This window comes from Nocardia neocaledoniensis (assembly GCF_003182135.1).
GTDB lineage: Bacteria > Actinomycetota > Actinomycetes > Mycobacteriales > Mycobacteriaceae > Nocardia > Nocardia neocaledoniensis.
This window is the reverse complement of sequence record NZ_QGTL01000013.1, coordinates 93,912-108,706: the sequence shown is the minus strand read 5'-3', so window position 1 is coordinate 108,706 and position 14,795 is coordinate 93,912. Positions and strand designations below refer to the sequence as shown.

Annotated in this window: 12 protein-coding genes; 4 read left to right on the top strand and 8 right to left on the bottom strand. The window is 72.1% G+C overall.

Features of this window, described 5'->3' with window-relative positions:
• Nucleotide 1 precedes the first annotated feature (1 nt).
• From DFR69_RS27975 to DFR69_RS27945, 7 genes are all read right to left on the bottom strand, one after another.
• Complete coding sequence (locus DFR69_RS27975; RefSeq protein WP_110040643.1) at nucleotides 2-1,285, bottom strand: VWA domain-containing protein; 1,284 nt, start codon at nucleotides 1,283-1,285, stop codon at nucleotides 2-4.
• The gene (locus DFR69_RS27970) at nucleotides 1,282-2,298 is read right to left on the bottom strand and encodes a protein phosphatase 2C domain-containing protein (protein ID WP_244198494.1); all 1,017 of its coding nucleotides are present in this window, start codon (nucleotides 2,296-2,298) and stop codon (nucleotides 1,282-1,284) included. The genes DFR69_RS27975 and DFR69_RS27970 overlap by 4 nt, the downstream gene beginning before the upstream one ends.
• Nucleotides 2,295-4,691: a serine/threonine-protein kinase gene (locus tag DFR69_RS27965; protein ID WP_244198493.1), complete on the bottom strand. Its 2,397-nt coding sequence runs from the start codon at nucleotides 4,689-4,691 to the stop codon at nucleotides 2,295-2,297. The genes DFR69_RS27970 and DFR69_RS27965 overlap by 4 nt, the downstream gene beginning before the upstream one ends.
• Nucleotides 4,688-5,860, bottom strand: a complete 1,173-nt coding sequence (locus DFR69_RS27960; RefSeq protein WP_110040641.1) for a hypothetical protein — start codon at nucleotides 5,858-5,860, stop codon at nucleotides 4,688-4,690. Before DFR69_RS27960 ends, DFR69_RS27965 begins: the two co-directional genes overlap by 4 nt.
• Nucleotides 5,857-6,825 carry a glutamate ABC transporter substrate-binding protein gene (locus DFR69_RS27955; protein WP_110040640.1) on the bottom strand — a complete coding sequence of 323 codons (969 nt, stop codon included), beginning with the start codon at nucleotides 6,823-6,825 and terminating at the stop codon, nucleotides 5,857-5,859. Before DFR69_RS27955 ends, DFR69_RS27960 begins: the two co-directional genes overlap by 4 nt.
• Entirely contained in the window at nucleotides 6,822-8,093 is a 1,272-nt protein-coding gene (locus tag DFR69_RS27950) for a hypothetical protein (protein WP_244198492.1), read from the bottom strand. Before DFR69_RS27950 ends, DFR69_RS27955 begins: the two co-directional genes overlap by 4 nt.
• A 186-nt stretch (nucleotides 8,094-8,279) precedes the next feature.
• Entirely contained in the window at nucleotides 8,280-9,779 is a 1,500-nt protein-coding gene (locus DFR69_RS27945; protein ID WP_110040639.1) for a flavin-containing monooxygenase, read from the bottom strand.
• A 171-nt stretch (nucleotides 9,780-9,950) separates the two neighbouring features.
• Between DFR69_RS27945 and DFR69_RS27940 the strand changes: the two genes are divergently transcribed.
• A complete protein-coding gene (locus DFR69_RS27940; RefSeq protein WP_110040731.1) occupies nucleotides 9,951-11,105 on the top strand; it encodes an LLM class flavin-dependent oxidoreductase in 1,155 nt (384 codons plus the stop codon).
• 4 nt (nucleotides 11,106-11,109) lie between these two features.
• Here DFR69_RS27940 and rox read toward each other — a convergent pair whose 3' ends face one another.
• Nucleotides 11,110-12,531, bottom strand: coding sequence for a rifampin monooxygenase (gene rox, locus DFR69_RS27935; RefSeq protein WP_110040638.1), 1,422 nt, complete (start codon nucleotides 12,529-12,531; stop codon nucleotides 11,110-11,112).
• A 429-nt stretch (nucleotides 12,532-12,960) separates the two neighbouring features.
• Between rox and DFR69_RS27930 the strand changes: the two genes are divergently transcribed.
• From DFR69_RS27930 to DFR69_RS27920, 3 genes are all read left to right on the top strand, one after another.
• Nucleotides 12,961-13,575: an HAD family hydrolase gene (locus DFR69_RS27930; RefSeq protein WP_208644061.1), complete on the top strand. Its 615-nt coding sequence runs from the start codon at nucleotides 12,961-12,963 to the stop codon at nucleotides 13,573-13,575.
• 50 nt (nucleotides 13,576-13,625) lie between these two features.
• Complete coding sequence (locus DFR69_RS27925; protein ID WP_110040637.1) at nucleotides 13,626-14,207, top strand: class I SAM-dependent methyltransferase; 582 nt, start codon at nucleotides 13,626-13,628, stop codon at nucleotides 14,205-14,207.
• Nucleotides 14,208-14,327: 120 nt separating this feature from the next.
• Nucleotides 14,328-14,765 carry a DUF4247 domain-containing protein gene (locus DFR69_RS27920; protein WP_110040636.1) on the top strand — a complete coding sequence of 146 codons (438 nt, stop codon included), beginning with the start codon at nucleotides 14,328-14,330 and terminating at the stop codon, nucleotides 14,763-14,765.
• Nucleotides 14,766-14,795 lie beyond the last annotated feature (30 nt).

Genomic DNA, 14,795 nt, shown 5'->3' with positions numbered 1-14,795 from the left:
CTCAGTGCTCCTTCCGTACCCGCGCCGTCTTGGTGGAGCGGATGTCGAGGGCAAGCTCGTCGGCGGCGGAGACCTCACCGCGCAGCTTCACGGTGCCGTCGCGTTCGACCTCCACCACGCCGCGCAGCAGCTTGGCGGTGGACTCGTGGCCCGAAGCGGCCGCCAGTTCGACCGCGCGCCGCAGCTTGGCGGTGGCGGTGTCCAGGTCGCCGTTGCGGCGCGCCGCCAGACCCTCCTGGACGGCCTGCGCGAGTTCGACCTGCCCGGTGTAGTGGGCGACGCGGGTACTGATGCGGGTCGACAGCGAGGTGTCGGTGGTCCACACCGCGCGCACGAGCCCCTGACCGAGCACCTCGTCGCCGGCCAGCACGCTCAGCCGCGCGGCCAGCTTCTCCCGGCCGGGCGCGGCCGGTTCGAGCTCGATCTGCAGGTGGTATTCGCGCTCCTCGGCGGCCCAGGACGACAGCGGGTACTCCCCCACCTGCGGGCCGGTGTCGGCACGGCGCCCGGTGAGGTCCTCGAGCACCGGCGCGACCTGCTTGACCATCCGCACCTTCGCGCCCGCGGGCGTCCACACCCGCAACGTCAGCTCCGGGATCACCCTCGCTGCCGAGGACCGCATCATGGCGGCGAAGTCGGCGGCCAGATCCTGGGGATCTGCCACGATGTCGGCGTCCCCGGAGAGCTTGGCCGAGATCTTGTGCAGGTCGGCGGGCATCCAGTCGTCGCCGACGCCGCGGCAGTCGCAGACGAAAAGCCCTTCGGCACGGTCGAGTTCGGTGGCGAACTGCTCCGGCGTCTCGTGCTCGTTCTTGCCGTCGGTGAGCAGGATGGCATGAGCCTGGGTGCCCGGATGGGCGACGGCGACCTGCCTGGCCAGCGCGAGCCAGGTGCCCATGGCGGTGCCGCCGTCGGGGCGCAGCCGGTCCAGCGCGCGCCGGGCGGCGGTGCGGTTGGCGTGGTTCGCCTGCGCCGACATCGCGTTGGTCGGGAAGATCATCCGCGCCTGCTCGGTGCCCTCGATGATCGCGAACGCCGTGCCGTCGGGCACCTCGTCGAGCGCGGTGCGGGTGGCGTTGCGCGCGTTCTCGAACTTGCGCTTGTTCCCCATCGAGCCGGAGCAGTCGATGATCAGGATCTCGAGCCGGGGCGGCGGGGTGGCGGCGACGGCCAGTTCCGGTCCGGTGGCCACCGTCAGCACCGCGTCGACCACGCTCGCGCCCTCGGCGAGGAACTCGTTCTGGTCGACGGCGATCGAGATACCTGCGGTCTCAGCGGAACTCATGACACTCCTGGATCGTGCGGTACGGCGACGGGCGCTGCCACCGGGGCCAGCGCGACCGTGATGTTGTCGCTGCCGCCGCTGTTCAACGCGAAGTCGGCGAGCGCGCGGGCGGCGGCCTGCGGTGAGGTCTCGACGGTGAATCCGGCGAGGGCGACGGCGTCGGGCAGGTAGTTCCACAGGCCGTCGCTGCACAGCAGCAGGGTGCCGGGTTCGGTGACGACCATGCGCTGCAGGCAGTTCGCCGACCACGGCGCTTCCCCGCCGTCGGCGCCGAGCCAGCGCAGCAGGGTGTGCGCGCGCGGGTCGCGCATGGCGGCTTCGGAGTCCAGGGCGCCCGCGTCGACGAGGGCCTGGGCCCACGAGTCGTCGACGCTGAGCCGGCGCGAGGCCGTCGGGTCGCCCGCGGCGAGCCAGAAGGCGCGGCTGTCACCGACATTGGCGACGGTGATCTCGGTGCCCTCGGCCGTCTGGCGCACGATCGCGGACACGTAGGTGCAGGAGGGCGCGTACTCGGGCGAGCGCGACATCCCGCGCACCGCCGCGGTGGCCGTGGCCATCGCGGCCATCGCGGCGTCCTGCGCGGACAGGCCGTCGGCGAGGGCGGCCAGCGCCGCGTCGACACCGGCGCGGGCCGCGGTGCCCGAGGCCGCCTGCGGATCCTGCGAGGTGGACACGCCGTCGCTGACGACGATCACGCGGGTGCCGTCGCCCTCGCGCACGGCCGCCGCCACGGCGTCCTCGTTGCGGGAGTGGCTGATGCCGCGGTCGGTGAGGACGTAGATCGAGCCCAGGTCGTCCTCGAACCGGTCCGGCACGGGCTTGGGGCTGCCGCACTGGGCACAGAAGCCGCCCTCGTAGCGACGTTCCCCGCAGGTCGAGCACTGCGGTGCCGCCGCGGGATCGTGGATCGGCAGCGCGACCTTGCGCACGCCGAGCTCACGCCCGCACCCCTCGCAGTAGCGGTGCCCGGCCCGGCCCGAGCGCCCGCAGTCGGGACACCCCGGCGCGGTCACAGAGTGGTCCTCGGGCGCACCGCGTTCGCCTGATCCACCAGCACGAAGCGGGTCCACATGTCCTCGGCCTCGCGCGCCAATGTCCGCAAGCATCGTTCCAACCCCGTCCGCACTCCCTGCTCGGTGAATTCCACATCCAACAGCTTGCCTGGCGTACCCGGGCGCTGTCCCGACCGGATCCAGCTCAGCGCCGCCTCGAGCACGTGCATGCGCACCTGGGCGGTGCGCGTGCGCGAGTCCAGGGTGAGCCGTTCGACCCGCGCGCCGGCCTCCCGCAGCAGGGTCTCGTCGAGTTCGGCGGGATCGCGACGGGCCAGCAGCGTTTCCACCGCCGAGACCCTGGCCTCGGTGTACATCGAGGAGGTGCGCTCCACCTGGTCGAGCACCGCGACCGCGCCCGGCCGGTCACCGGCCGCGCGCCGCAGTCTGGCCGCGCCGAAGGCGGCCGCGAGGTAGGTGTGGTCGGTGCGCCACACCAGTTCGTAGAGTGCGAGCGCGCGCCGGCGCGCGGTGTCGTCGGCCGCGCCGAGCTCCAGCGCGGCCGCCAGGGCGAGCTTGGGCGCTGGCTCGCCGGGCAGGGCGTTGTACACGGCCTCGAAATCGGCGGCGGCGCTGTCGTATTCGCCGGTGAGCAGCGCGGCCTGCGCCCGGTACCAGACCCGGCGCCAGTCGTAGGCCAGGTCCTCGGCGAGGTTGTCGAGGCGGGCCAGCGCCGCCTCGGGGGCGCCCGCCTCGAGTTCGGCGCGGACCAGCCGCAGCGGGATCTCCACGGATTCGCCCGCCCCGGTGACCACCGCGCGCAGACCGGCGGTGAGCGCCTCCTCCAGTTCGGCGGGCGTCGCCGCGTCGGTGGTGGCCAGCAGCGCGGCGCCGCTGTCGCCGGGGTCGACCAGCGGCGCGGGCAGTCCGGCGATCAGGGCGGCGGGTTCCGGTGTGGCGCTGTCGATCCCGAAAACGGCACGGGCCGGGCCGAACGAGCTCGACATGCCGGGGCGCGGCAGGCCGTCCTCGGTGGCGAGCACCTCCCGCAGCACACCGGTGAGCTGGTCGGCCATCTCCGCCATCGAGCCGAACCGGGCCAGCGGGTCGGCGTCGGTGGCGCGCAGCAGGAACCGGTGCAGCGAATCGTGCCGGGCGAGCAGGGGTTCGGCCTCGGGCGTCGGCAGCGGGCCCAGCTTGCCGTCGACGGTCGCCAGCCGCATCATCAGCACCGCCAGGGTGCGGCCCGCGGTGTAGACCTCGGTGGCCACGGTGGGACCGGTCTCGGCGATCTCGGGCGCCTGGTAGCCCAGGGTCCCGTAGATCGGGCTGGTGCGGTCGTCCATCGAGATGACCGCGCCGAGGTCGATGAGCTCGAGGCGTTCCTCGGTCTGCATCACGTTGTCGGGCTTGAAGTCGCAGTACGCCCACCCGCGCGCGTGCAGATAGCCCAGTGCGGGCAGCATTTCCAGCACGTAGGCGATCGCCTGGGCCGGCGGCAGGTAGGTCTTGGTCTCGGCACGGTGCTTGCGCAGGATCTGCTTGAGCGAGGTGCCGCCGACATAGGCCATCACGATGTAGCCGACCGGTTCCCCGTCGGCGTCGGCGTGCTCGGTGAAGTTGTGGATCTTGACGATGTTGGGGTGGTCGACCTCGGCGAGGAAGCGCCGTTCGGCCAGTGCGGCCGCCTGCGCGTCGCTGTCGCCGGTGTCGATGAGGCCCTTGAGCACCACCCAGCGCCGGTTGACCCGCTCATCGGTGGCCAGATAGATCCAGCCGAGGCCACCGTGCGCCAGCGCGCCTGCCACCTCGTACTGGCCGCCGACGAGCTCGCCGGCCCGCAGACGGGGCACGAACGAATAGCGGGTGCCGCAGTGCGGGCAGAAGCCCGCGGTGCGGCCGGGGACGCCGTCGTGGCTGCGGCCGACGGGCTTGTCACACTTGCCGCAGTAGCGGTCGGCTTCGGGGACCTGCGGGTCGGCGAGGACCGCGGTGGCCGGGTCGACGCGCGGGACCGGCGGCACCTCGACGAGCCCGGCGCCCAGACGCCCGCGGCCCGCCGAGCGGGTTGAGCCGGACCGGTGGGTGCGCACCGAGCGGCTCGATGTGCGCCCGCTGGCGCTGATGGTCGGCGCGGACGGGCTGTAGGCGGCGGTCGCGGTGGGGGCGGTGCCGCAGGTCTCGCAGTAGCCGTCGACGATCGTTCCGCCGCAACCCGATTCGGCGCACACCCCCGGTAGCGGTGGCGGCGGCGGTGGTGGGGCGCCCTTGCGCGGTTGCGCGGTGGTCCGCGCCGAGCGCCCACCGGCGGGAGCGACCGTCGGTGCGGGCGGGGCCGCCACCGGTGCGGTGCCGCAGACGGCGCAGTAGCCGTCCTCGACGGCGCCGCCGCACCCCGGTTCACTACAGATCATGCTGTCCGCCCCGCTTTCTCCCCGATGATCGAACGATAGTCGGCGACCGCGCGGGTGACCGCGGCCAGATCGCATGGTGTACGGCTGAGCAGGCCCGCGGCGATCCGGTCGGCGGCCAGGACGTCGCGGTCCTCGCTCACGCCGAGGCGCGCGGCCTTGGCCCGATAGGAGGTGAGCCTGCCGCGCAGCTCGGCGCGCCGGTCGAGCAGTCCGCGCGCCAATTCCGCCCGCCGCGTGGCGGTCTCGGCCGCCGCGTCCGCGCGGGCGCGCAGCGCGAGCAGGTGTTCGACGGTGGGCCTGGTCGGTTCCGCGCCGAGGGTGTCGAGTTCGGCGCGCAGCCGCTGCGCCGGTTCGCCGCCCTCGGGCAGGACGCCCGCGAGGATCCTGTGCTCGGCGCGCGCGGCGGTGTCGTCGGCATCGCGCTGGAGTTCGGCCACCGCGCGCAGCCGGCGGCGCAGCGCGTCGACCGCGCCCGGCAGATCGGCGGCGATCGCGAGATGTTCGGCGTGGCGGGCGGTTTCGGTTTCGATCAGGGCCGTGACCGCCGCGAGCGCCGTTTCGATCTCGCCCTCGGCGAAGCCGAGCGGATCGGTGCCCGCGCGGCGCAGCAGCGTCGCCACCGGCTCGGCGGCGGCGTCGAGCGCGCCATGGGCCTGCTCGATCCGCTGTTGCAGGGGCGCCAGCGCGCCGAGCACCTGCCGGTCCACCGCCGCGACCTCGTCGGCGAACGGCGCGACGAAGGCGAAGGCCGCGCGCATCCGGTCCAGGCAGTCGGCGATGCCGACCGTCACGACGGTCTCCCCCGGCCCGGTGAGTCCGCGCTGGGACAGCGGGATCGGGATCCTGGCGATCTCGTGCGGGCGGCCGCGCAGCAGTTCGGTCAGCCGCGCACGGGCACGGTCGTCGATGCGCCCCCTGCCCCCACGGACCGTCTCGGCCTCGGACACGATGGCGCGCACCCGGCCCAGGTCCTCCCACAGTTCGCCGAGGGCGGTCTGCACCGGCGCCCACCGGCGCGCGGTCTCCCCCGTCGGCGGATACCGGCGCACCAGGGCGAGGCCGGGGTGGCGGTCGAGTTCGAGCAGGGTCGTCGTCACCGTGGCCAGTTCGGCCGTGCGGGTGGCGAGTTCGCGATCGAGCTCGGCGAGGCCGAGCATCGGCGAGGTCATCCGACGTACCGGGGCACGGGCATGACCGGCGGGCCGAGGGTCGACAGATGTTGCTCGTAGATCCGCTGCCAGGAACCGTCGGCGCGCATGCGGTCGAGCACGCCGTTGACGAACCGGACCAGGTCGTCGCTGCCCTTGGGCACGCCGACCGCGTACGCGCCCGCCCCGATCGACTCACCGACCAGCTCGAGGTTGCGGTCCTGGGCCACCAGACCGGCGAGGATCGGTTCGTCGCCGCTGATCGCGTCGACCGTGCCCTGTTGCAGGGCGACCAGGCAGTCGGTCCAGTTGGTCACGCCGAACACGGTGGGCACCGTCGGCAGCTCGAACAGCGGCGCGGCGGCCGTGGTGCCCTTGGTGACACACACCCGCTTGCCCGCCAGCCCCGCCGCACCGGTGATGCCGGAGCCCTTCGGCGCCGCGATGCGTTGCGCCGCACGGTAATAGACGCCGGAGAAGTCGACATCGCGGCGTCGTTCGCAGGTGGCGGAGAAGGTCCGCACGATCATGTCGACCTTCTTCTCCTGCAGCAGCGGGATCCGGTCGGCGGCGGAGACGGAGCGCAGTTCGATCTTGTTCGGGTCGCCGAACAGGTCACGCGCGATCTCGCGGGCCAGGTCGATGTCGAAGCCTTCCAGCCGTCCGGTCGACGGGTTGCGGAAGCCGAACATGTAGGTGTTCTGGTCGACGCCGACCCGCAGGCGACCGTTGGCGACGATGGCCGCCATCGACGACCCGGCCGGCATCGCGCCGGGGCGCGGTTGCGCGGTGGGCGCCAGGGTCGCCTCGGTGTCGCAGGTGCCGGTGCCCTCGGCGGTCGGCGCGGTGGTGATCGCCTCGGCGCCGGGCAGCGGCGGCGCGACGGCGGTGGCCGCGATGGCCGAAGGCTCGGGCGCGTCACCGCACCCGGCCACCAGGACGAGCGCCGCGGCCACGGCCACCAGCAGGGGACGCCTGGTTCTCATAGGAATTCCTTGATTCGGGGCCACAGGCCGGTGACCACCGCACCGGCAGCGGCCAGCAGCAGGAGCAGGGTGCCGACGGGGCTCAGCGTGAAGGTGTCGCCCGCCGCGTCGACGCCGTCGCGCAGATCGGTCCGCGCCTGGGCGAGCGCGTCGCGCAATTCGTGGTCGAGGCGGGCGAAGCTGGTGGCCGAGCTGTCGGGTCCGGTGCCGATGGCCTGGGTGACGGCGCCCGCGTAGTCGGCCTTCTCGTAGGCGGTGCGCTGGGCGTTGTGGCCCGCGGTCCAATTCGTCAGCGCCCTGGCCGCTTCGGAGTCCGCGGCGCCCGCGGCGGCGAGGCGCTTCTCCAGGTCGACGGTGTGGGTCTGGAACGACGCCTCGGGGGCGGTGATGTCGCCGCGCGTGATCAGGGCCAGCGTCTCGTCGGTGCGGGCCTGCTGGGCCAGGATGCGCGCGCCGGCCAGATTCTCCACGCGCGCACCGGCTCCCGTGTCCCCGGTGTCGAGCAGCTGGGCGGCGGTGAGCGTCGCCCCCGCCGCCCACACGATGGCCAGCAGCGCGGCCGCCGCGGCCGCGGCCACGCCCGCGTTGACGAGCCGGTTGGTACGGCGCAGCAACAGCACCGAGCCGATCGCGCACGCGAGCAGGACCAGCAGCAGGAGCACGATCGTGGTCATCGGCAGCGCGCCGATGTGGCGCTGGTCCTCGCGGACGGCGGCGAAACGAGCCTGGTTGAGCTGCTCGGCCTGGGGCAGCAGCGAGGTCTGCATCAGGTCCGAGGCCTGGCGCAGATAGGCGGAGCCGACCGGGAAGCCCTGCCGGTTGTTCGCGCGCGCGGTCTCCACCAGCCCGGTGTAGGTCGGCAGATCCGCCGCGATGCGCGCGACGATGGCCCTGGACCTGGCGTCGGTGGCGCCCGCCGTCGCCTCGGCCAGCGCGGCGGCGGCCTCGGCGAGCGCCTGCTCGTAAGTGTCACGGACCTGCGGTGATTCGATACCGCCGGACAGGAAGGCGGTCGCCGCGCCTGCGTCGGCGGCCGAGAGCGACACGTAGAGGCTCTGCGCGGCGAAGGCCAGCGGTTCGGTCCGGTCCAGGACCTGCTCCGTCCGCGTGATCTTCGCGCCGAGTTGCTGGCCCGCGGTCGATCCGGCGACCAGGCAGGCCACCGTGGTCACCACGAGGACCACGCCGATCACACCCGGTGTCGTCGCGGCGAAACGCCGCACCCACATCCCCGCGTCTCGGATGGTCGCCGGTAGGCGAGATCCCACACCGTCCTCCTTCGTCTCCCCGGGCGGTGTCTTCGATCGCGATAGTACGGGAGGCGCTGAGAATTCGCCCGGGTACCAGAAGCGCCCGCGCGCAACCGGTTCGGGCGCCGCGGACCGGACGAACGGACGGGGTCCGCCACACCCGATGGTGTGACGGACCCCGTCCGCGTCGTGTGGTGCCCCGGATCAGGCGTTGGCGACCTTCTCGGCAGGCTCGACGGCCGTGCCGACCTTGCTGAAACGCAGGATGCCGTCCTCGATCGGCGCCTTGTGCATCAGCGTGCGGTCGCGGTAGTAGTTGTTCACCAGTTTCCAGGCGCCGCGCGCACCCTGACGAGGCATTTCGCCGTTACCGCGCTGGATGTAGCCGGAGGTGAGCGCGCCACCCATCAGCGACTCCTCGGCGATGTCCTCGGGGTTGGCGTGCACCTCGAAGGTGGTGTAGCCGCGGTCGCGCATGATGTTGAGGACGCGGCACAGGTAGGCGGCCGCGAGATCGGCCTTCAACGTCCAGGAGGCGTTGGTGTAGCCGATGATCATCAGGAAGTTCGGGATGTCGGAGTACAGCACGCTCTTGTAGGCGACCGTCTCGTTCATCTTCACCGGCTCGTCGTCGATGCTCATGGTCGCCCCACCCAGGATCTGGACGTTGAGACCGGTGGCGGTGACGATGATGTCGGCCTCGAGCTCCTGGCCCGACTCGGTCAGGATGCCCTTCTCGGTGAACTTCGCGATCCGGTCGGTGACGATGTCGGCCTTGCCGGACTTGAGCACCTTGAACAGGTCGCCGTTGGGCACCACGCACAGCCGCTGATCCCACGGGTTGTAGGACGGGGTGAAGTGGCGCAGGTCGACCTTGTTGCCCAGCTGCAAACGCACCTGCGCCAGCATCAGCTTCTTGGCCAGCTCGGGGTTGGTGCGCGAGAGCTGGAAGCTGGCGCGCTGCAGGGCGATGTTGCGGGCGCGGCCGATCTTGTAGGCGATCGCGTCGGGCACACGGGTCTTCTTGAAGCCGATCGCGACCGGGTCGTCCGAGGGCAGCGCCTGGATCCAGGTGGGCGAGCGCTGCAGCATGGTGACGTGCGCGGCCTTGTCGGCCATGGACGGGATCAGCGTGATCGCGGTGGCGCCGGAGCCGATCACCACGACCTTCTTGCCCGTGTAGTCCAGGTCCTCGGGCCAGTGCTGCGGGTGCACGATCTGCCCGGTGAAGTCGGCCTCGCCGGGGAACTCGGGACGGTAGCCCTTGTCGTAGTTGTAGTAGCCGCTGGCGCCGACGACGAAGTCGGCGGTCCAGGTCTCGGTCTCGCCGGTCGCCTCGATCAGCGCCTCGACGGTCCACTGCGCGCGGGACCGGTCGAAGTTCAGGTGGACGACCTTGCGGCCGAAGTTGATGTGGTCGGTGACGCCGTATTCCTTGGCGGTGTCCTCGACGTACTGACGGATGCTGGCGCCGTCGGCGAGCACCTTGGTGCCGATCCAGGGCCGGAACCCGAAGCCGAAGGTGAGCATGTCCGAGTCGGACCGGATGCCGGGGTACTTGAACAGATCCCAGGTGCCACCGATGTTCTCGCGGCGCTCGAGGATCGCGTAGCTGCGTCCGGTCTGCTCGCGAGTCAGGTGACAGGCCGTGCCGATTCCGGACAGGCCAGCGCCGATGATCAGTACGTCGACATGCCGCGTCATTGAGGAAACTCGTTTCGTGAGGGTCGTCGCCGCCCGGGCATCGTTGCCCGAGCCTGCTTCGAGGTTACGTGTTTCGCATGGTTACGTCTAGTTTGGCGCGGCGTGCCGGAGTTGCGCGCACGGTGATCCGAATCCGTGACGGGGCCGGGCCCGCCGGTCAGCATCAGTGGCATGACCGAGCAAACACTGTCGTTCCACTGGTTCCTGCCCACCTACGGCGATTCGCGGGGGCTGGTCGCGGGCGGCCACGGCAGTTTCATGTCCGGCGATCGACCGGCCACGCTGCGCTACCTGAACCAGCTCACCGCGGCGGCCGAGGACAACGGGTTCGAGGGTGTACTGACCCCGACCGGCGCCTGGTGCGAGGACGCCTGGCTGACCACCGCCATGCTGGTGCAGACCAGCGAGACGCTGAAGTTCCTGGTGGCGCTGCGGCCCGGCCTGACCAGCCCGACCCTGGCCGCGCAGATGGCCGCGACCTTCCAGCGCCATTCCGCCGGCCGGTTGCTGCTCAATGTCGTCACCGGTGGGGAGCCGCGCGAGCAGCAGGCCTACGGCGACTTTCTCGACAAGGCCGAGCGCTATGCCAGGACGGGCGAGTTCCTGCACATCGTGCGCGAGCTGTGGCGTTCCACCGAGCCGTTCAGCTTCACCGGCGAGCACCTGCGGGTGCGTGACGCGCTGCTGAGCGCCCGGCCGGACCCGATCCCGCCGGTGTTCTTCGGCGGCTCCTCCGGCCCGGCCGGCCCGGTGGCGGCACGCTACGCCGACACCTATCTGACGTGGGGCGAGCCGCTGGACGCGGTCGCGAAGAAGCTCGACTGGATCCGGGGCCTGGCCGCGCTCGAGGGCCGCACCGTGGACTTCGGCCTGCGTATCCATGTGATCAGCCGCGACACCGCCGCCGAGGCGTGGGCCGAGGCCGACCGGCTGCTGGCGGGCATCGCGCCCGGCGAGATCGCGCGGGTGCAGGCCAGCCTGGCCCAGAGCGAGTCCGAGGGCCAGCGCCGGATGGCCCGGCTGCACGAGGGCCGCACCGACGGACTCGAGATCGCGCCCAATCTGTGGGCCGGTGTCGGCCTGGTGCGCGGCGGGGCCGGGACGGCGCTGGTGGGCTCGCACGCGGAGGTGGCCGAGCGGCTGCTCGAGTACGCCGCGCTCGGCATCGACCATTTCATCCTGTCCGGCTATCCGCACCTGGAGGAGGCGTACTGGTTCGGCGAGGGCGTCCTGCCGATCCTGGAACGGCGCGGCGTGTGGCGGCATCCGTCGCGACCCGCCGCGGCGCCGGTGGTGACACCGTTCACCGCGGCGGCCAGCAGCTGAGACCTCAGCGCGCCGCGCCGAACCAGCGCAGCAGGTGAACCCGTAGATCCGCCTGGTCGGCGCCCACCCACGCGACGTGCCCGTCGGGCCGCAGCAGCGCCGCGGGCACGTCGAGGTCGACCGCGGGGTCGACGACCGGATCCACGCGATCGGCCCAGCCGTCCACCGACAGCGCTCCCGTGCGGTCGAGCAGCAGCCCTCGTCCCGCGCGCATCCGCTCGTACAGGCGGCCGCCGAGGACCGGCCGGTCGCGCAACCGCCTGCCGAGCAGCGGGTGCCCGTCGCCGAGGTCGTAGCGGACGCTGATCGCGATGATCTTCTCGATCAGGTACCGGTTGACCTCGTCGAAGGCCATCAGCTCGGTCAGGAGACCGCGGACGGCGCGCGGACCCGGTTCCAGCGACACGAGTTCCATCTGCGCTCTGGTGTTGTCCAGCACCTCCGCGGCGACGGGCCTGCGTTCAACGTCGTAGGTGTCCAACAGCCCCGCAGGCGCCCACCCGTTCACCTCGGCGGCCAGCTTCCAGCCGAGGTTGACCGCGTCCTGGATCCCCAGGTTGAGGCCCTGCCCGCCCAGCGGTGGATGGATGTGGGCGGCGTCGCCCGCCAGCAGCACCCGGCCGCTCCGATAGCGTTCGGCCAGGCGGGTGGCGTCACCGAAGCGCGAGAGCCAGCGCGGCTCGTGCGCGCCCAGGTCGGTGCCCGCCGTGGCGATCAGTTGCCGCTTCACCTCGTCGAAAGTGGGAGCGGCCCGGTCCTCGGCTACCCCGTCGGCGGGCACGACGACCCGGTACACGCCGTCGCCGATCCGCGCCACCCCGAAGCGCAGCTGCGTCGTGCGGACCTCGCTGTTGATCGCGGCGACGGTGTCCGGCGAGGCGGTGACCCGCATCTCGCCCAGGAGCGTGTCGACCCGGCTCGGCTCCCCGGGAAAGCCGATGCCGAGCAGCTTGCGCACGGTGGACCGTCCCCCGTCGCAGCCGACCAGATAGCGCGCCCGCAGCGTGGAGCCGTCGGCCAGCCCCGCGGTCACTCCGTGCGCGTCCTGCTCGAGCCCGACCAGCTCGGTGGCCCGCCGGATCTCGACGCCGAGCTCCAGGGCGTGCTCGGTCAGCAGCCGTTCGGTGACGGTCTGTGGGAGGCCGAGCACGTACGGATAGGTGGTGTCGAGCCCCTCGGGCTGCCGGGCCACGATCCCCGCGAAGTACCCGCCGAGCGGGTGGGTCGTGCCCAGCGCGAGGAACCTGTCGACGAGGCCGCGCTGGTCGAGCACCTCGAGACTGCGGGCGTGCAGGCCCATGGCCCGCACGACCGGCGTCGGCGCCGGGTCCCGGTCAACGACGAGCACCCGCACGCCCCGCGACCGCAGTTCGGCGGCGAGCATCACCCCGGTCGGCCCGGCACCGGCCACAAGCACGTCGATCATCTGTTCCCCATTCATTCGCGCAGGTCAGAGCGTTCGACAGGCGATTGTGCCCGAGCACGGGGGTCTTGCCGCAAGAGCGGGGGTGCGCTATACATTGAGTGTGGCAAGGAGTGGTTTTCCTCCTTGCCATTGTCGTGTCCGGCCCCTGTTCGCCGGCGCGAAGGCGTCGTCGCACGCACCCGGAATGGCAGTCGATGCCATCATGCGCCCGCTGCGCGTTACCGTCGATTCCGCCGCCTCGATCCAGAGAATGCCATGCGGACATGCCCGCGCACGGGCCCGACCGAAACCCCGGTACCTCGGGGAACGCGTGCCGTCCTGCACGCCGTGCAGCGCGCACCCCCTCTCCCCCAACCGATTTCGGCATCGAGTGCAGCCGGGGTTCCACGTGAATCAGGCCGCCGCCACCAGGGCCGATACGCTCGCGGGGTGACCATCACCGTCGGCTTCGACCTGGACATGACCCTGATCGACTCCCGGCCCGGCGTGAGCCTCGCGATCGACACCCTCGCCGGAGAGTTCGATCTGCCGATCGTCGGCAGCCACTTCGCCGCGCACCTCGGTCCGCCGCTGGCCACCCTGCTCGGCGACGCGGGCGCACCCGACGACCTGATCCCCCACCTGGTCACCCGCTACCGCGAGCTCTATCCCGCGGTGATCACCCGCATTCCCGCGCTGCCGGGCGCGAGCGCCGCGCTGGACGCGGTGCGCGCGGGCGGGGGCCGCGCGCTCGTGGTCACCGGCAAGTTCGAACCGCACGCGCGACTGCACGTCGACCACTTCGGCTGGCAGGTCGACCGGCTGGCCGGCGACCTCTGGTCCACCGGCAAGGCCGACGTGCTGCGCGCCGAGTCCGCGCACGTGTTCGTCGGCGACCACGCCGGGGACATGCGCGGCGCCAAAGCCGCCGACGCGTTCGCCGTCGGCGTGACCACCGGGCCCTACGACGCCGACGGCCTGCGCGCCGCCGGCGCCGACGTCGTCCTCGACGACCTCGTCGAGTTCCCTTCCTGGCTGGCCGAATTCGCCCGCACCCGCGGCTGACCCGCGCGGCGGTTCCGGAACCCACGCGCCCGGTCGCGCGTTGACCTGGCATGTCGACCGATCCCTACTGGAATCACAACACGCACTACCACCCATGGATCCTCGAACAGGTACCCGCCCACGCCCGCACCGCGCTCGACATCGGTTGCGGCGACGGCCTGCTCGCCCGCAAGCTGGCCACCCGCTGTGATGCCGTGCTCGGGGTCGACATCGACGAGAACGTCCTGGCCACCGCGCCGTCCGCGCCGAACGTGCATCTCGAGAAGGCCGACTTCCGCGACCTCGACGACACCTTCGACATGGTGACCGCGGTCGCCACGCTGCATCACGTCCCGATCCGCGACGGCGTCGCCGCCCTGCGCCACCTGGTCGCCCCCGGCGGCACCCTCGCGGTCGTCGGACTGTGGAAGATGCACCCGCTCACCGACATCCACTATCTCCCCCTCATCCCCGCGATCCGTGGCCTCGACTGGTGGCGCCGCGGCCGGCGCGGCGGTCCCGGTGCCACCGTGCGTGACCCGCAGGAGACGCTGGCCGAGATCCGCGCGGTGGCCGCGGAACTGCTGCCGGGAGCCCGCATCCACCGCCGGCTGATGTGGCGGTACACCCTGGTGTGGCGGCGCCCGCGCTGACGCCACCGTTTCTCGTGCGCCGCGCCGGGTGATACAGTCCGGCCAGTTTTTGCACGGGGAGGGAATTCTCATCAGTACAACGCCGACCGCCCGGCGGCGCACCGGTTTCGGGGTGGCGCGGTGAACCGGAAGAAGTGGATCATCGCCGGCGCCGTCACCGTGGTTCTCACGCTGATCGCCGTGATCGTCGTCGTCGCGGTCACCCGCGACCAGGATCCGCGCGCCTTCGTCAGCGAGAAGTACCAGCGGGCCAGGCAACTCGACCAGGCCAACGACGGCATCGCGTTCACCGCGGCCGCCGCGCCCGCCGCCGTCGCCGCCGCCATCGCCAAGGCCACCGACCCGCGCGATCGCCGCAACACCGGCGACAACCACTACCTGCGCTTCGACAAGGACCTCGTCGCGGTGTCCCCGCACGCGGGCGGCTCGCTCGTGCTCGTCGACAGCTGGGCCAACGGCACCCGCCGCCATCACTCGCACACCAGCGCCTACGGCTGGAACAGCGGCTCCGCGGCGGGCGACTACCGTGGCGGCGGCAGCGACTCCGGCGGTAAGTAGTTCATCGAGGCACTCGGCCTCACACAGCAC